General features: G+C 39.7%; 17 protein-coding genes. 7 read left to right on the top strand and 10 right to left on the bottom strand.

What is annotated here, in order from left to right; translation table 11 throughout:
• Positions 1–204: 204 nt before the first annotated feature.
• A complete protein-coding gene (gene gmhB, locus JEP36_RS14260) occupies positions 205–771 on the bottom strand; it encodes a D-glycero-beta-D-manno-heptose 1,7-bisphosphate 7-phosphatase (RefSeq protein WP_109373134.1) in 567 nt (188 codons plus the stop codon).
• Between the two features lie 192 nt (positions 772–963).
• Between gmhB and metN the strand changes: the two genes are divergently transcribed.
• The 6 genes from metN to proS all read left to right on the top strand — a co-directional run bounded on the left by metN (position 964) and on the right by proS (position 6,962).
• Entirely contained in the window at positions 964–1,995 is a 1,032-nt protein-coding gene (metN, locus tag JEP36_RS14255; RefSeq protein ID WP_099074391.1) for a methionine ABC transporter ATP-binding protein MetN, read from the top strand.
• Positions 1,988–2,641: a methionine ABC transporter permease MetI gene (locus tag JEP36_RS14250; protein ID WP_109373133.1), complete on the top strand. Its 654-nt coding sequence runs from the start codon at positions 1,988–1,990 to the stop codon at positions 2,639–2,641. The genes metN and JEP36_RS14250 overlap by 8 nt, the downstream gene beginning before the upstream one ends.
• Positions 2,642–2,707: 66 nt before the next feature.
• Positions 2,708–3,523, top strand: a complete 816-nt coding sequence (locus JEP36_RS14245; RefSeq protein WP_109373132.1) for a MetQ/NlpA family lipoprotein — start codon at positions 2,708–2,710, stop codon at positions 3,521–3,523.
• A 130-nt stretch (positions 3,524–3,653) separates the two neighbouring features.
• The gene (gene rcsF, locus JEP36_RS14240) at positions 3,654–4,064 is read left to right on the top strand and encodes an Rcs stress response system protein RcsF (protein ID WP_109373131.1); all 411 of its coding nucleotides are present in this window, start codon (positions 3,654–3,656) and stop codon (positions 4,062–4,064) included.
• On the top strand, positions 4,061–4,768 hold the full coding sequence (tsaA, locus tag JEP36_RS14235; protein ID WP_109373130.1) for a tRNA (N6-threonylcarbamoyladenosine(37)-N6)-methyltransferase TrmO: 708 nt from the start codon (positions 4,061–4,063) through the stop codon (positions 4,766–4,768). Before rcsF ends, tsaA begins: the two co-directional genes overlap by 4 nt.
• A 478-nt stretch (positions 4,769–5,246) precedes the next feature.
• The gene (gene proS / locus JEP36_RS14230) at positions 5,247–6,962 is read left to right on the top strand and encodes a proline--tRNA ligase (protein WP_198620929.1); all 1,716 of its coding nucleotides are present in this window, start codon (positions 5,247–5,249) and stop codon (positions 6,960–6,962) included.
• A gap of 89 nt (positions 6,963–7,051) precedes the next feature.
• On the opposite strand, the gene nlpE is transcribed toward proS, so the two are convergent.
• The gene (gene nlpE, locus JEP36_RS14225) at positions 7,052–7,732 is read right to left on the bottom strand and encodes an envelope stress response activation lipoprotein NlpE (protein WP_160230640.1); all 681 of its coding nucleotides are present in this window, start codon (positions 7,730–7,732) and stop codon (positions 7,052–7,054) included.
• Between the two features lie 262 nt (positions 7,733–7,994).
• On the opposite strand from nlpE, the gene rof reads away from it, so the two are divergent.
• Positions 7,995–8,255 (top strand): Rho-binding antiterminator, encoded by a 261-nt coding sequence (gene rof, locus JEP36_RS14220; RefSeq protein ID WP_109373127.1) that lies wholly within the window; start codon positions 7,995–7,997, stop codon positions 8,253–8,255.
• A gap of 33 nt (positions 8,256–8,288) precedes the next feature.
• Here the strand turns inward: rof and tilS are convergent, their stop codons facing one another.
• The 8 genes from tilS to fabZ form a co-directional block, all read right to left on the bottom strand.
• Positions 8,289–9,620, bottom strand: coding sequence for a tRNA lysidine(34) synthetase TilS (gene tilS / locus JEP36_RS14215; protein ID WP_198626181.1), 1,332 nt, complete (start codon positions 9,618–9,620; stop codon positions 8,289–8,291).
• Positions 9,621–9,792: 172 nt separating this feature from the next.
• Positions 9,793–10,536, bottom strand: a complete 744-nt coding sequence (locus tag JEP36_RS14210) for an SDR family NAD(P)-dependent oxidoreductase (protein ID WP_198630373.1) — start codon at positions 10,534–10,536, stop codon at positions 9,793–9,795.
• A 239-nt stretch (positions 10,537–10,775) separates the two neighbouring features.
• Positions 10,776–11,735, bottom strand: coding sequence for an acetyl-CoA carboxylase carboxyl transferase subunit alpha (accA, locus tag JEP36_RS14205; protein ID WP_198630372.1), 960 nt, complete (start codon positions 11,733–11,735; stop codon positions 10,776–10,778).
• A gap of 12 nt (positions 11,736–11,747) precedes the next feature.
• Positions 11,748–15,230: a DNA polymerase III subunit alpha gene (gene dnaE, locus JEP36_RS14200; RefSeq protein WP_198630371.1), complete on the bottom strand. Its 3,483-nt coding sequence runs from the start codon at positions 15,228–15,230 to the stop codon at positions 11,748–11,750.
• Positions 15,231–15,251: 21 nt separating this feature from the next.
• Positions 15,252–15,842: a ribonuclease HII gene (gene rnhB / locus JEP36_RS14195; RefSeq protein ID WP_006535883.1), complete on the bottom strand. Its 591-nt coding sequence runs from the start codon at positions 15,840–15,842 to the stop codon at positions 15,252–15,254.
• Positions 15,842–17,014, bottom strand: a complete 1,173-nt coding sequence (gene lpxB, locus JEP36_RS14190; RefSeq protein WP_109373122.1) for a lipid-A-disaccharide synthase — start codon at positions 17,012–17,014, stop codon at positions 15,842–15,844. Before lpxB ends, rnhB begins: the two co-directional genes overlap by 1 nt.
• Before the next feature lie 7 nt (positions 17,015–17,021).
• Positions 17,022–17,825, bottom strand: a complete 804-nt coding sequence (lpxA, locus tag JEP36_RS14185; protein WP_088494703.1) for an acyl-ACP--UDP-N-acetylglucosamine O-acyltransferase — start codon at positions 17,823–17,825, stop codon at positions 17,022–17,024.
• 3 nt (positions 17,826–17,828) lie between these two features.
• Positions 17,829–18,281, bottom strand: coding sequence for a 3-hydroxyacyl-ACP dehydratase FabZ (gene fabZ / locus JEP36_RS14180; protein WP_006535887.1), 453 nt, complete (start codon positions 18,279–18,281; stop codon positions 17,829–17,831).
• Positions 18,282–18,353 lie beyond the last annotated feature (72 nt).

Below are 18,353 nucleotides of genomic sequence, written 5' to 3'. Positions count from 1 at the left end.
ATTGCGAGGAGGTGCATTCTACATCTTCCTCATTCAGTGTCAAGCGTTTATTTTCAAGGCTTTTCACTTTTTTCTTCGTTCTCTCAGTCAGTTCGCTTAGCGCCCTGTGCCGTGACAACGAGGACGCATTATAGGGAGTTTTCTGAGGCTGGCAATAGTTTTTTTAAAAAAAATGTTCGTTTGTTGGTAAATTAAACGAAGTGCCTATTTTTTGTGGCTTTTTAGCCATTTTGGCAAGTCTGCAAGGCTATCGAGAACAAAATCTGCACACTGTTGTGCCTCTTCAGTTATCTCTTTTCCAGTGCGAACAAGAATTTTATGACCCACTCCCGCAGTTTTTGCTGCCAACATATCTTCTTTTTTATCGCCAACCATATAAGAAGAAGCCATATCGATGTTTAATTGTGCTTTTGCATCCATAAACATACCTGAGGCTGGTTTGCGACAATCACATTCTTTCTTATATTCTTCTACAGTGGCATCAGGATGATGAGGACAATAATAGATACCATCTAAATCAACACCTCTATCTGCCAAAGACCAATCCATCCACTCTGTTAGGTGTAAAAATTGATCTTCACTATAGTAGCCACGCCCAATGCCCGATTGATTAGTCACTAGTACCAAGGCATATCCCATAGCTTTTAATTCAGCCATTGCCTCAATCACGCCATCGATAAATTCAAAGTTATCAATTTCAGACACATAACCATGGTCTATATTAATAGTTCCATCGCGATCTAAGAAAATCGCAGAAATCCCCTTGCTCACAGCATTACTCCATTTAGATATTTTTATTAGTATCGCATGTTTTTTCTTATATAGAGAATGATATCCACGGCTTTCTTTCTTTATTAGTCTTCAACTCTTTTTTATTGACTTAGCCGTCTAGACGCCTTAACATCTATTTTAACTCGGGCAGAATAGTCTTTATGTCCCATATCTACTTATATAAAGAAAAACATGATTAAACTGACGAATATAAACAAAGTATTTAAGCAGGGAGAGCGTTCTATACAAGCGCTATCAAATATTAACCTGCATGTGCCACAAGGGCAGATTTTTGGTGTTATCGGATCGTCAGGTGCGGGTAAAAGTACACTTATACGTTGTGTGAATATGTTAGAAAAACCCACTTCAGGTGAAGTGCTTGTTGATGGGCGTGATCTCACAAAGTTATCTGATAAAGAATTAACGAAAGCACGTCGTGGTATTGGCATGATTTTCCAACATTTCAACTTACTGTCTTCACGTACCGTATTTGATAATGTGGCACTGCCATTAGAACTTGATAACACACCTCGCGCTGAGATTAATAAGCGTGTTAATGAATTACTTGAATTAGTTGGTTTATCAGATAAGAAAGAGTATTACCCAGCAAACTTATCTGGTGGACAAAAGCAACGTGTTGCAATAGCTCGCGCATTAGCAAATTCACCCAACGTTTTGTTGTGTGATGAAGCCACCAGCGCACTTGATCCAGCAACAACACGTTCTATTTTAGAATTGCTGAAAGACATTAACCGTCGTTTAGGTCTCACCATTTTATTAATCACTCATGAAATGGACGTTGTAAAACGCATTTGTGATCAAGTCGCAGTAATAAGTGGTGGTGAATTAGTTGAAAGTGATGCAGTGAGTGAAGTTTTCTCTCATCCAAAAACACCTGTTTCTCAGGCTTTTATCCAATCAACACTACAATTGGATATTCCTGAAGATTACAAAGAACGTATGAAACCAGAGTGGGAAGAAGGTTTGTTCCCATTATTGAAACTTGAATTTAACGGTCAATCCGTTGATGCACCATTAATGTCCATCGTTGCTCGTCGTTTTGACGCAGATATTAATATCTTAAGTTCACAAATGGACTATGCCGGTGGTGTGAAGTTTGGCGTGATGTTAGCTGAGCTACACGGTAAGAATGGTAATACTGAAAAGTCGATTGCGTTTTTAGAAGAGCATCATGTGAAAGTAGAGGTTCTCGGTTATGTCTGAAGGAATGGTTTATTTATTAATTAGTGGGATCTGGGAAACCTTAGTCATGACCTTCGTTTCAGGCTTCTTTGGTTTTGTCATCGGGCTACCACTTGGTGTTTTACTTTATGTCACTCGTCCTGAACAAATTATGGCAAATCCACCTGCCTATCGTGTTATCTCAGCACTTGTGAATATTTTTAGGGCTATCCCTTTTATTATCTTACTAGTATGGATGATCCCTTTTACTCGCTTGATTGTAGGAACATCTATTGGCTTGCAAGCAGCCATCGTGCCATTAACTGTTGCCGCAGCACCTTTTATTGCTCGTATGGTCGAAAATACGCTATTGGAAATCCCACAAGGATTAATTGAAGCATCTCGTTCTATGGGTGCAACACCAATGCAAATTATTAAGAAAATTTTATTACCAGAATCTTTACCAGGCTTGATTAATGCTGCAACCATTACACTAATTACATTAGTGGGTTACTCAGCGATGGGTGGTGCTGTTGGTGCAGGTGGTTTAGGTCAAATTGGCTATCAATATGGTTACGTTGGCTATAATGCAACTGTAATGAATATTGTGATTGTTCTACTCGTTATTCTTGTTTTTATCATTCAGTTTTTCGGCGATCGCTTAGTGAAGCTGACAACACATAAATAATTAGATTGAAGGTTTCAATTATTAAATCGAAACCTTTTAATTAACAGATCAAATAAGGGTAAATGTATGTCATTGAAATTTAAATCGCTCGCAGTCGTAAGTGCTTTAGTTGGCGCATTAGTATTAGCTGGTTGTGGTGAAAAAGAAAAAGATCCAAACCATATTCGTGTTGGTGTTATTTCTGGCTCTGAACAACAAGTTGCAGAAGTAGCAAAACAAGTTGCTAAAGATAAATATGGTCTTGATGTAGAACTCGTTACTTTCAATGACTTCGTAATGCCTAATGAATCATTAAGTCGTGGTGATATCGATCTTAATGCATTCCAACACAAGCCTTATTTGGATCAACAAATTAAAGATCGTAATTTCAAGATTACTGCAGTAGGAAATACGTTTATTTACCCTATCGCGGGTTACTCTAAAAAAATTACTGATTTAGCTGATTTACCTGATGGCGCTCAAGTGGCTATCCCTAACGATCCAACTAACTTAGGTCGTTCACTGCTGTTATTAGAAAAAGTGGGATTAATTAAATTAAAAGATGGTGTAGGCTTATTACCAACGTCTTTAGATATTATTGAGAATCCTAAAAATCTAAAATTAGTAGAATTAGAAGCACCTCAATTACCACGTTCATTAGATGATCAAAAAATCTATTTGGCGGTAATCAATACCACTTATGCAAGCCAAGTAAACTTAACACCAGCAAAAGACGGTATTTTTGTTGAAGACAAAGAATCTCCATATGTAAATATCATTGTTGCTCGCGAAGATAATAAAGACAGTGAGAATGTGAAGAAATTTATTCAAGCTTACCAAACTGATGAAGTTGATAGTGCTGCAAATAAAATCTTTAACGGCGGTGCTGTAAAAGGCTGGTAATACGTTAAAATTTAACTTAATTATAAAAAAGGCGGACATTTGTTCGCCTTTCTCTTTTTTACTTGGCTAATTTGCATTAAATTAGTGCCGTTTAATTTTTGTATAGGCAATAATAAAGAGGATATAACCCATGCACATGCGCTTGCTACTTCTTGGCATCATGGCGCTGTTTATGACAGGCTGTTCAATGCAAAAATCATCTGATGTTGATCAGTCTAAATTTACGGATATGCGTTTAAATAAACCAGGACAACCACAAAAACCGAGGTCACAAACTTTACCTTCAGTGCGTATTGTTGAAAAAACAGAAGACCTTTTAGGTGCACCTTTTAAAGATCTCGGTATTGTCGCTGGCGAGTCTTGTCGTCAAACATTACAAGACCCACCAGCAAGTTTACCTATTGCTAAAAAAAGAATGGCAACAAAAGCGGCTTACAAAAATGCGAATGCCGTTTTATTGCATGAATGCCAAATTGTCACAGGCTTAGGTTGCTATCAATCCGCCATTTGTGAAGGCACAGCCCTACTCATTACAAAATGAACACCTACCAAATGAATCCTATAGGGTATATTTCAAGCCCTTATAAAGAAAAATTTGCCGTTCCACGCCAACCTGGATTAGTCCAGGATGGCGGCGGTCAACTTATTCTACATACCCCTTATAATCACCCCGATGCAGTCAGAGGTTTAGAACAATTTAGCCACCTTTGGTTACTGTTTGTTTTTCACCAAACAGCACAACAAGGTTGGCATCCTTTGGTTCGCCCACCGAGATTGGGTGGAAACGCAAAGATTGGCGTTTTCGCCACCCGTTCAACCTTTCGTCCTAATCCAATTGGTATGTCGTTAGTTGAATTAAAAAAAGTAAATGCCGAAAATCAGTCTGTTATTTTAGAATTAGGCAGTCTCGATTTAGTGGATGGCACTCCTATTCTTGATATCAAACCTTATTTACCGTTTGCAGAATCTCGTCCAAATGCGATTGCAGGGTTTGCACAAGAAGCCCCTAATAACGAAATGCCAGTTTTCTTTTCACAGATTGCATCCGAACAACTGCAACACTATGCAAGTGAATACCCTCATCTTTCACGCTTTATTACCCAAGTATTACAGCAAGATCCTCGTCCTGCTTATAAAAAGGGAGAACAAAGTGATAGAATTTATGCGGTACACTTACTCGAATTCAATGTTCGCTGGCAAGTCAATGGACAACAGACACTTGTTCTTAGTGTAGAACCGCGGTAACTTGCTATTATCTTCATTGATATTGCTATCATGAATAATCTAATCTGAGAGTCATTCTCATGTCTTTAGACAAATCAGATTGAAAAAAATGCTTTGCCCCTTTTGGCAGACCTAAGTCACTGGTAGACTAGAGCGTGTTGACCTTTGATGGTCGATTTTCATTCGAATTAAAAGCATTTTAGGCAAGGAGAGGGGCTCGCCGCCTAGTGAACTAGGCTAGCACCTCTCAACGCAGAATAAAATGAGTGAAACGTCTTTTAATCGAACCCGTAGGGCTGTTTTTATTTTTAAGTGGTCATTGTTAATATCAATCAATGCCCAAACCCAAAATGTTGAATATGTTGCTTGTTTTATAAATTTCTTTTGCTGTAAAAATAAGCAGCAAAGATAAACACGCTCTAGAGTCTTTCTCTAATTATATTGATATAGACTGGCGTGACAGTCAGCCTAAGTATTTTTGTTCTAATGGAACCTAATAATGCGTACTAGCCACTATTTGCTCTCTACTTTAAAAGAGACACCTGCTGATGCAGAAATTGTCAGCCATCAACTTATGCTTCGCGCAGGCATGATCCGTAAACTCGCTTCTGGTCTTTATGATTGGATGCCGACAGGAGTTCGTGTTCTAAGAAAAATTGAAAAAATTGTTCGTGAAGAGATGGACAACGCAGGATCTCTTGAGATTTCAATGCCCGTTGTTCAACCCGCTGACTTATGGCTAGAAAGTGGTCGTTGGGAACAGTATGGCCCTGAATTACTGCGTTTTTCAGATAGAGGTGAGCGCCCATTCGTTTTAGGCCCAACTCATGAAGAAGTTGTTACTGATATTGTTCGTAATGAAATTACCTCTTACAAACAACTTCCACTGAACTTATATCAAATTCAAACTAAATTCCGCGACGAAGTACGCCCTCGTTTTGGTGTTATGCGTTCTCGTGAATTTATCATGAAAGATGCTTACTCTTTCCATATCTCTCAAGAGTCTTTACAAGAGACTTACGACAGAATGTATGAAGCTTACAGCAAAATTTTCTCACGTATTGGTTTAGATTTCCGTCCAGTACTTGCAGATACAGGCTCTATCGGTGGCAATGCCTCTCATGAATTCCAAGTTTTAGCAGACAGCGGTGAAGATGACATCGTCTTCTCAACTGGCTCTGACTATGCAGCCAATATCGAATTAGCAGAAGCAGTAATGCCTGCAACTCCACGAGCTGCTGCAACTGAAGAATTACGTTTAGTGGATACACCAAACGCTAAAACAATTGCTGAATTAGTTGAACAATTCAATCTACCAATTGAAAAAACAGTTAAGACACTGATTGTTCATGGTACAAAAGAGAGTGGTCACCCATTAGTTGCATTATTAGTCCGTGGCGATCACGAACTTAATGAAGTTAAAGCAGAAAAATGCGCTATCGTTGCAGCACCTTTAACTTTCGCTACTGAAGCTGAGATTCGCCAAGCTGTAAATGCAGGTCCAGGTTCATTAGGCCCAGTTAATCTGCCACTACCTGTTATTATGGATCGTTCTGTTTCTGTGATGAGTGATTTCGGTGCAGGTGCAAACGTTGATGGTAAACACTATTTTGGTATCAACTGGGAGCGTGACCTACCTGTTGCTGAAATTGCAGACATCCGTAATGTTGTTGAAGGCGATCCAAGCCCTGACGGTAAAGGAACATTACTAATCAAACGTGGTATTGAAGTTGGTCATATCTTCCAACTTGGCACAAAATATTCAGAAGCATTAAAAGCAACCGTACAAAACGAAGAAGGTCATAACCAAATCGTTACTATGGGCTGCTATGGTATCGGTGTAACTCGTATTGTTGCTGCCGCTATTGAACAAAATCATGATGCTCGCGGTATTATTTGGCCAGATGCGATTGCACCATTCCAAGTTGCTATTTTACCAATGAATATGCATCGTTCTTATCGTGTTAAAGAAGTCGCTGACAAACTTTATGACGAATTACGTGCTCAAGGTATTGATGTTCTGTTTGATGATCGTAAAGAACGTCCGGGTGTAATGTTTGCTGATATGGAACTTATCGGTATTCCACACACGATCGTGATTGGTGATCGTAACCTCGATAACAATCAAATCGAATATAAAGCACGTCGTAGTGATGATAAATCACTAGTCAATGTTGATGATGTTGTTGCCTTTATCAAAGAGCAACTCGCTTAATCATTAAGCCTCTTGACGATAAGAGGCTTCATTGAGCAACAAAAAACCCGCAAAAGCGGGTTTTTTATTAGGAATAGAATAACTAAAACTTAGCTTCTGCTACCACGATGATTTCCACAAGAACCATGACGATTAAAACGAGGTTTTTCATCTGCAACAACTAAAGCTCGGTCATATTGACCGTCTTCCATTGAAGGACGAATACTGTAATAACCATTTACTTCGAGGTAAACAGGTGTTCCACCCTCAACACCCGTTGAGAAATAGCCTTTTTCCAATTCAATACCACTGGCTGCGTAAACACGCCCTGATTGGCAATCTTTAAACGTACCTGCATCAGCAAAATAAGTGAACTCGCCGGCAAGCTGTTTAGGTTGAACCTTAGCTAAAGTATAATTTAGTTCTGAATTAATAACGTTGCCATCAATATCAAGCATGACTAATTTATCTTCGCGAGGTAAATAATAGCTCTTCTCACCATAACTATTAGTCAATGTCAGCTTATCTTTACCTAATACCCATGTTCCTGATTCAAAGAAACTACGTTTATCATCAGGTGAACCTTGATAGCTTTGCTCCATAACATAAGAGCCATCTTGATTAACAAGAATTGTCGTGTCGATGCCAGAGCAATCGGCACAAGGCAGAATACTGTTGTAAGTTTGGTCTACAATTTTTCCATCAAGTGATAAGCCAATATTATTTTGGCAACCTGACAGTATAAATAACCCAGCAGCAACGGCTGCAAATAAAAATTTTTTCCCCATCATCGACTCCCTACATTCTGGGTACTTTTTAATAAATCATTCTCTATATGATTCTAACATTTTTTAAAATAAAAGGGGGCAATAAAACAAGCTTTAAGATAAATGCACCCATAATTGTTAATTATTTCTCAAATCACTTCGAATAAAGAACTATTTCAGAAAATTATTATAATAACTATTGTGCTCACATCGAATAACAGCATAATGATTTTATTCTGAATTATTCACTGGCGGCAACACCGCCACGAAAGAGTGGTGAGGGAATATGTCAACAAATACAGAATATCAACCAATTAACTGTGATGATTATGAGTATCTGGAGTTAGCATGCCAGCGTGGTTTAGCGCTCCATATTGAACTGCATGATGGTGAGCTTATTGAAGGTGTTGCGGATGACCTTTTCTTAAGCAAGAAAGTTGAATACCTAAAAGTCAAAACGTCTGAAGGCTCTAAAGATTTACGACTGGATGTTATTGCCAGCTTTTCTAATCCCGAACTTGGGACAATTGTTATAAAATCGGAATAACCGAATAAAGAACAACCGCCAACTGGCGGTTGTTCATTCATGAGCCTTTCGCCACTCAATAGTAATAGCGTGTTCTGATGTTGCTTTTCCCTCAAAAGTAACAAATGTGTCAATAGCTGCAATTAACGTATCATTATAATAAATCAAAGGGATCCGGGTTCTACGCCAAGGTGCAACTTCAAGCTCTTGCCAAATCTTTTTACTATGTCGAGCATGCTCTCGCCCTACAATACGTAAAGATGCTTGTGTTAAACCAAAACGCACAGTGACTTTTTCATCACTCGAAGGCTTTCTGACAGTGTTTTTTCCAGTTTCGGCTACGAGTGATAGAGCACCTAATCCATTAGGTAAACATAAAGGCTCATTGAGCGACCACTCAATAGCATGCTCAGCAGGCTCTTTAATGATTGGAACTAGATAAAGGCGCTGTTTATAACGTCTGACTTCATCTTGATAAAATTGTAATCTAGGTTCAGCATCCGCTTTGGCTAAAGCCACTTCTTGCCATAGTCGTAATATTTGTTGTCTTGAAGGCATGGTTTTATTGTGTTTAGCAAACCAGCGCCTCAGTAAAGCATTGCGCTTTATAACACTACAATGGGCAAGTTGATTAATATCTAAGCTGTGTTCACTGTCCATTAAACTATTAAGTTCAGAATCTAATAGTTCGTCTAGTAGTGCTTCTTGTTCACCACACAATGCAGCACTTCTAGTTACCGCTTGTGAAAAATGAGGCCAACGTTGAGCTAGTAAGGGCATAACACGCAATCGTAAAAAATTGCGATCATAACGATCATCTTGATTACTATCGTCTTCTATCCAAATTAATCGTTGCTCTGTCGCATAGGACTCGATTTGCTCACGAGTAATATTAAGTAATGGTCGAAGTAAATAACTATTCTCAAACACCATCTTGGCAGGCATTGAAGACAATCCAGCAGGGCCACTGCCTCGCTTTAAAGCCAGTAAAAAAGTTTCAGCTTGATCATCTTGGTGTTGAGCAGTCACTAATACTTGTTGTGGCTGTAAATATCGGCGAAAAGCTTGATAACGCGCCTCTCTTGCACCATTCTCAAGACCGCCTTCTTTAGGGTCTACATTCACTTTTTCACTGATAAAATCGACACGCCATTGCTGACAATATTGTTTACAGTGGGCAAGCCAATCATCTGCTTTGATATTTAATCCATGATGAATATAGATAGCTGTTAATTCTAAAGGTAACTGGAATTCATCACGCAAACGAACAAGCCCATGCAATAAAACTGTTGAATCTACCCCACCACTAAAACCCACCAAAATTTTAGTGTAAGGATCAATCTGTTGTTTGATTTCTTCAAGAAGTGAACAGTTTTCCAGTTCCATAGCATTATCATTTATCTGTGAATTCAGATGATTATGTTAAGCTTTTCTACCTGATTTTGCACGAATACAAAGTATTCCTGCAATTAATACCATATCCAAGGATCTTGAATGGCTCATAGAAAGAGCCAAAGAAAGCAGAATATTGATTATTCTGCCTTTGAACAAAAGCTATTTATGCTGTAAAACCACCATCGACCAAATAAGAGGCTCCAGTGACAAACGAAGCTGCGTCACTAGCCAAAAATGCTACAACATTAGCCACTTCTTCTGGCGTACCAAGACGACCAATCGGGTGCAATGTCGCCAACTTTTGCTTATCTAGTTCACGCCCTTCTAATAAAGGTGTATCAATATAACCTGGACAAACCGCATTAATACGAATACCTTTGCTTGCATAATCAATAGCAAGTGTTTGTGTCAGTAATTTAACACCACCTTTTGATGCACAATAGGCAGGAAACTCGTGTTGACCAACAAAAGAGCAAATCGAGCTACAATTAACAATTGCACCTGATAGTTTGTTTTTCAGCCAATATTGAATAGCTGCACGATTAATCAGAAAGAGCCCATTAAGATTAACGTCTAATACTCCTTTCCATTTTTCATATTCTAATTTATCTGCGATGTTATCAGTTAAAATACCAGCATTAGCAAAGATGAAATCCAGTCGCCCATATTTATTTACTACATAATCAATAAGTTGTTCGTTCTCTTTTTCACTTTTCACATCCATTTGTATAAATTCACCCGAAAGCCCTTTTTCTTTTAGGTATTTTTCTGCTTTTTGCCCTCGGGTTAAATTACTGCCAGTGATAACAACAGATGCGCCTAAAGATAGAAACTTTTCCGCAGAAGCTAATCCAATCCCGCTATTACCACCTGTAATTATCCCAACCTTACCATTAAACGATATCATCGCTTTTTCCTCACAAAAGAAGTAAATGACCCTATAAAATAATAGATAGGGTTGATTATTCTTTTAGTAAAAAAGTGAATTAATATTATTTTTGAGATCAACTTAACACATTGATATATAATGCATTATAGTGAATATAACCTCATTTTATTATCTCAATGAGGATAGTTTTTAGAGACAAAAAAACCTCATGTTATCAACATGAGGTTTTCTTTTACTTTTTGAATAACGTGGTGCTATTAGCAGTAACCGTATTCCATTAAACGTTGGTAGCGACGGTTTGTTAGCTCTTCTGATTCAAATGCACCTAACTCGTCTAAATCAGCTTTGATTTGTGCTTTTAAAGACGCTGCAATTTCATCATAGTGACGATGTGCGCCACCTAAAGGCTCAGGAATAACTGTATCAATCAGCTTAAGCTCTTTTAAACGATTTGCAGTGATACCCATCGCTTCTGCGGCTAATGGTGCTTTATCAGCGCTTTTCCAAAGGATAGATGCACAACCTTCTGGTGAAATAACAGAATAGGTGCTGTATTGCAGCATATTCACTTTATCACCAACACCAATGGCCAGTGCACCACCAGAACCACCTTCGCCAATAACAGTACAGATGATTGGCACGCCAAAGCGTGACATTTCACGTAAGTTACGTGCAATCGCTTCTGATTGACCGCGCTCTTCAGCACCAACACCAGGATAAGCACCTGGAGTATCAATAAAAGTGATAATAGGAAGATTAAAACGTTGCGCCATTTCCATTAAACGAAGCGCTTTGCGATAGCCTTCTGGCGCTGGCATACCAAAGTTACGGCGGATTTTCTCTTTCGTTTCACGCCCTTTTTGGTGCCCAATAACCATCACTGGACGACCATCTAAACGAGCGATACCACCAACAATGGCTTTATCATCAGCATAAGCACGGTCGCCTGCTAATTCTTGGAAGTCAGTAAAGATACGATGAATATAATCCAGTGTGTAAGGTCTTAATGGATGACGTGCAAGTTGTGCTACTTGCCATGCACCAAGATCAGAAAAAATCTTACGCGTTAGCTCTAGGCTTTTTTCTCTTAAGCGTGAAACTTCTTCATCGATATTAATATCAATTTTTTCATCATGTTGGCTAACTGCGGTTAGCGAATCAATTTTCGCTTCTAACTCGGCAATTGGCTGTTCAAAATCCAGAAAATTAAGACTCATAACATTCCTATTTTAGTCAAATTCTAATTCTACCTGCTCATTACCCAGCAGAGTTCGCAGATCCGTTAAAAGCATATCTGTTGGCGTTACACGCCAAGTCGCACCAAATCGTAAACGTGCGCAGGCATCATGCTTTTCAAAATAAAGATGAACCGGTATCGTGCCTGAACGATGAGGTTCTAAAACGCCGCGAAGACGATTTAATAATTGCTCATTAATTTGCCTGTCTGATAATGAGATAGCAAGTCCTCGTGCATATTTTTCACGGGCTTCGTTGATATCCATAAGTTCGCGGACTGTCATTTTAAGCCCACCATTGAAATCATCAAAGCTGACCTGCCCAGTAGCAATTAAAATCTTGTCTTGTTCTAATAAATGTTGGTATTTATCCAATGCATCAGAAAATAACATAATTTCTAAGCGACCTGAACGATCATCTAAGGTACAAACGCCGATCCGATTTCCACGTTTCGTTGTAAATACTTTAGAAGCAAGTACTAAGCCTGCTACCTTCACCATTTGACCACGAGGTGTTGGTACTAAATCTTTTAGACGCGTTCCTGCCGCATATCGTTCAATTTCTTTTAAATAACGTGTGATCGGATGACCTGTTAAATATAAACCTAACGTCTCTCGCTCACCTTCTAAAACGACTTGGTCTGGCCATTTAGGTATATTGGCATAAGAACGCTCAACTTGTTCAGGCGCTTCAGCTAACACACCAAACATATCCGATTGGCCTATTGCTTCAGCCTTGGCATGTTGGTCTGCGGCTTTTAATGCATCTTCTAATGAAGACATTAAAGCAGCACGATGAGGTCCCAGCTTATCGAATGCGCCTGACATTATCAGTTTTTCCATCACTCGGCGATTCAATTTTTTGGTTTCTGTTCTAGCACAGAGATCAAAAATATCTTTAAAGTGACCGCCTTGCTGACGCGCCTCTACAATCGCTTCAATTGGCCCTTCACCCACACCTTTAATGGCACCAATACCATAAACGATTTCGCCTTCATCATTTACGTGGAAATGATAAAGACCACTATTAATATCAGGAGGAAGAACCTTTAAGCCCATTCTCCAACATTCATCAACCAATCCCACCACTTTTTCAGTGTTATCCATATCAGCCGTCATTACAGCAGCCATAAATTCAGCTGGAAAGTGGGCTTTTAGCCACAATGTTTGATAAGAAACTAATGCATACGCTGCTGAGTGTGATTTGTTAAATCCATAACCGGCGAATTTCTCCACCAAGTCAAAGATCCTCATGGCAAGCTCACCATCGACACCGTTTTTAATAGCACCCTCTTCAAAAACAGAGCGTTGCTTTGCCATTTCTTCAGGTTTTTTCTTACCCATTGCGCGTCGTAACATATCCGCGCCACCTAGCGTATATCCCGCAAGAACCTGTGCAATTTGCATAACTTGTTCTTGGTATAGGATAACACCATAGGTTGGTTCTAGAACGGGCTGTAAGCTTTCATGTTGCCACTTAACATCAGGATATGAGATCTCTTCAACACCGTGTTTACGGTCAATAAAGTTATCTACCATGCCTGATTGCAATGGCCCCGGACGAAATAGGGCAACAAGTGCAATCATATCTTCAAAACAGTCAGGACGTAGGCGTTTGATGAGATCTTTCATACCACGAGATTCCAACTGGAATACCGCGGTCGTTTCTGAACGCTGCAACATGTCAAAACTGCGCTGATCCGTTAATGGGATCGCCGAAATATCAACAGGTTCGAGAGATTTTTTAGCTCGTCGGGCATTAATCATCTCTAATGCCCAGTTAATGATGGTTAGTGTTCTTAAACCTAAGAAGTCGAATTTAACAAGACCCGCGTATTCAACGTCGTTCTTATCAAATTGTGTAACGGGGTTATTTCCCTCAGCATCACAATAAAGTGGCGCAAAATCGGTGATTTTCGTTGGTGAAATAACGACACCACCCGCGTGTTTACCTGCATTACGCGTCACACCTTCTAATTTACGAGCCATATCAATAAGAGATTTAACCTCTTCATCGGCTTCATAAATTTCTGGTAATTGAGGCTCGGCTGCAAACGCTTTTTCCAGCGTCATACCTGGATCAGGAGGAACGAGTTTTGAAATTCTATCAACAAAACCGTAAGGGTGTCCTAAAACACGGCCAACATCGCGAATAACGGCTTTCGCCGCCATCGTACCAAATGTAATGATCTGAGATACCGCATCTCGACCATACATTTCAGCAACGTGGTCGATAACTCTATCGCGTTTTTCCATACAGAAATCGACGTCAAAGTCTGGCATCGATACACGTTCTGGGTTAAGAAAACGTTCGAAAAGTAAGTCGAATTCAAGAGGATCAAGGTCAGTGATTTTGAGTGAGTAAGCGACTAATGAACCAGCACCAGAACCACGCCCTGGTCCTACAGGAACACCGTTATCTTTAGACCACTGAATAAATTCCATCACGATCAGGAAGTAACCAGGGAATCCCATTTGGTTAATCACTTGCAGCTCAATATCAAGACGCTCATCATATTCAGGGCGTCTTTTTTGTCGCTCTTCAGGATCGGGAAATAAAAAGGCTAAGCGTTCTTCTAAACCTTCTTTCGATTTTTTGACGAGGAAATCTTCTGTGCTCATATCCCCTGTTGGGAATTGTGGAAGAAAGTATTCCCCTAAGCGGATCGTGACATTACAGCGTTTAGCGATTTCAACACTGTTTTCTAATGCTTCAGGTATATCAGCAAATAATTCACACATTTCTTCTTCTGTGCGCATATATTGCTGAGGACTATAATTCTTAGGACGTTTGGGATCAGATAACGTAAAACCGTCATGAATTGCGACACGAATTTCATGTGCGTCAAAATCATCACTGTCGAGAAAACAGACATCATTGGTTGCAACGACGGGCAGACCTTTTTCAGAAGCCAGTGCTACTGCTTCATGAAGATAAGTTTCCTCATCAGTACGGCCTGTACGAATAAGCTCTAGATAATAACTATCGGGAAAATGAGTTTGATAATATTCAAGGCACTGATCAACTAAAGCGCGATTTCCGCGAAGTAGGAACTTACCCACATCCCCCATTCTACCGCCAGAAAGCAACAAGAGCCCTTCTTTGTAGGTTGTTAACCACTCTTGTTTAATCGTCGGTCCAACAGCACCATAACCGTGTTTGTAAGCTTCTGAAATCAATAAAGTGAGGTTTTGGTAGCCTACATTATTACGGGCAAGAATAGTAAGATGAGCATATTCATCACCTAATAATTCTGTTTCAAGGTAAACATCAGCACCAATGATAGGTTTAATGCCAGCACCATGTGCAGCACCATAAAATTTCACTAACCCACATAAGTTAGTGAAATCAGTAATCGCAAAAGCAGGCATTCCCAGCGAAGCCACTTTCTTCACAAGAGGCCCTGTTTTTGCCAATCCATCGATCATTGAATAATCGCTGTGTACCCTAAGATGGATAAAACGAGGATCTGCCATAGTGTTTAATTACTCTGTGGATTACTTTAAATTTAAAGCACGTTTTACAGGCGCAAAACTTTTTCGATGATAGGGTGTTGCCCCTAATAAGGCTAGTTTTTCCATATGGAAAACAGTTGGATACCCTTTATGTTTAGCAAAACCATAATCAGGGTAAAGCTTATCTAACTCTTCCATTTCTCTATCACGAGTCACTTTAGCAAGAATAGAAGCTGCACTAATTTCTTGAACTAAACTATCACCTTTTATAACCGCTTGAGAGGCCATTGGTAATTTAGGGCAACGATTACCATCAATTAAGACCATATCAGGTGTTATTGATAATCCCGCAACAGCACGTTCCATTGCTTTCATGGTTGCCCAAAGAATATTTAATTCATCAATTTCTTCTGGCTCTGCACGGCCTATCGCCCAGCATAATGCTTTTTCTTTTATTTCGTCATAAAGAGCATTACGCTTTTTTTCTGTTAGCTTTTTGGAGTCTGTTAATCCTTCAATTGGATTTGCTGGATCAAGAATAACAGCAGCGGTAACTACTGCACCGACTAATGGGCCTCGACCAACCTCATCAACTCCAGCAATAAGATTTGCTTTTGGATATACAAATTCCATTATTTTTCTACCAATTCTAATACTGCATTTGCTGCTTGCTCATCCGCATTACAACGAATGTCACTATGTAGCTGTAAAAATATCTCTTTTAATTGACGTACTTTTTCTTCATCGGTTAAAAGAGGTAAAAGTTGTTGTGCTAACGCTGAGGGTTCGCACTCTTCTTGCAATAATTCTTTGATAATTTCTCGGCCAGCTAACAAATTAGGTAACGAGACATAAGGCGTTTTAACTAACCTTTTTGCTAACCAGAAAGTAAATGGTTTCATGCGATAGCCAACAACCATCGGGCATTTCGTTAACATGCATTCTAATGCAGCTGTGCCTGATGCTAACAATGTCGCATCGCTCGCTGTCATTGCTTCTCTTGCTTGCCCATCAAGAAGTTGTATTTCAAGTTCTGGTGCCACATTTTGATGTATCTGTTCAAATTGGGCTCGTCGCTTAGCATTAACTAATGGCACAACAATATGAAGAGCGGGGATTTGCTGTTTTAGTAACTGTGCTGTTTTTATAAAATCAGCACTTAGCATTTCAACTTCAGCATGACGACTACCAGGAAGCAGTGCTAGACAAGGGATTTCTTCAGATATCCCTAGATGTTCACGAGCAGCCTTTTTATCTGGATTTAAGGCTATGGCATCAGCCATTGTATGACCAATAAAACGACAAGGAACCTGATACTTATCATAAAACGCTTTTTCAAAAGGCAGAAAAGCTAAGACGAGATCTGTCGCTTTACCAATTTTGAAAACACGTTTTTGACGCCAAGCCCACACAGATGGACTGACATAGTGAATAGTTTTGATCCCTTTTTGCTTTAAACGACCTTCAAGAGTGATATTAAAATCAGGTGCGTCAATCCCCACGAAAACATCTGGTTTTAATTCTGAGAATCGTTGAGTGAGATCTTTTCTGATCTTTAATAAGCGAGGTAATCGTTCGAGAACTTCAACGATCCCCATGACGGCAAGCTCTTCCATCTCATACCAAGCTTCACAACCTTCAGCTTGCATAAGAGGTCCAGCAACGCCGACAAAGCGAACATTGGGATGCATTTGTTTTAGAGCGCGGATTAATCCCGCGCCCAAGATATCACCGGACGTTTCACCAGCAACTAAGCCGATAACTAACGGACACTGAGTAGTAGATAATTGGCCTGACAAGGTCATATCCTAATTAGCGAATGATACCGCGGTTAGATTTTGCTGAGTTCTCCAGAAAATCACTGAACAGTTTGACATGCGGATTATTATTATCAGCAACCAATTGTCCAATTTCTTCACGCGCTTCTTCCAGTGTTTTACCATTACGGTAAAGTACTTTGTAAGCATTACGAATTGCATGAAGATCTTCTTTAGCAAAACCTCTGCGCTTTAATCCTTCAATATTCAGCCCATAAGGCGTCGCGTGGTTTCCTTGTGCAATAACAAAAGGAGGAACGTCTTGTGCCACGCCTGAACATCCACCGACCATCACATGAGAGCCAATTTGGCAAAACTGATGAACGGCGCTCATACCACCGATAATCACAAAATCACCTAAAGTGACGTGACCACCCAGTGTGCCGTTATTTGCAATAATACAACGATCACCAATGATACAATCATGTGCGACGTGGGTATTAATCATCAGTAGATTATCGTTACCAATTTTTGTGATATTGCCACCTTGGGTTGTTCCACGGTGGATAGTCACACTTTCACGAATAAGGTTTCGATCACCAATAATGACTTGCGTTGGTTCACCACGATATTTCAGATCCTGATTAACTTCACCGATAGAAGTGAATTGATAAATCTGATTATCTCGGCCAATGCGTGTGTGCCCATTGATAACAACATGAGATTTGATGTCAGTACCTTCACCAATCTCAACGTTAGCACCAATGACACAAAAAGGGCCAATGCGAACATTAGCACCGATTACCGCACCCTCTTCAATAATTGAGGAAGGGTGAATTACTGCGGATTTATCTATCATAGGCTAGACCTCACGGCGGCGAGCACACATCATTTCAGCTTCGCAAGCAATTTCCCCATCAACTTTAGCGACGCCTTTAAAGCGAGCAACACCACGACGTTCTTTAATGAATTCTACCTCTAGGATCATTTGATCCCCAGGTAAGACAGGACGTTTAAAGCGAGCACCGTCAATAGCAGCAAAATAGTAGAGTTCACCAGGTTCCAGCTTTCCTACGCTTTTGAATGCTAAAATACCCGTTGCCTGTGCCATGGCTTCGAGGATCAGTACGCCCGGAAAAATTGGTTTTCCTGGAAAGTGACCTTGAAAGAAAGGCTCATTAAAAGATACATTTTTTACTGCTCTTAGAAATTTCTTTTCTTCAAAATCAAGGACACGATCAACCAATAAGAATGGGTAACGGTGTGGAAGTAAATCTAAAATTTCTTCGATTTGCAGAGTATGATTCTCACTCATTGCAATACTCTTCCTGTCTAATAAAACTGAGTCTAATTAATAATGACACGACCTGCTGTGACTCAAAAAGTG

Source organism: Proteus sp. PR00208 (assembly GCF_016238545.1).
Taxonomy (GTDB): Bacteria; Pseudomonadota; Gammaproteobacteria; order Enterobacterales; family Enterobacteriaceae; genus Proteus.
This window is presented reverse-complemented; position numbering and strand designations above follow the sequence as displayed.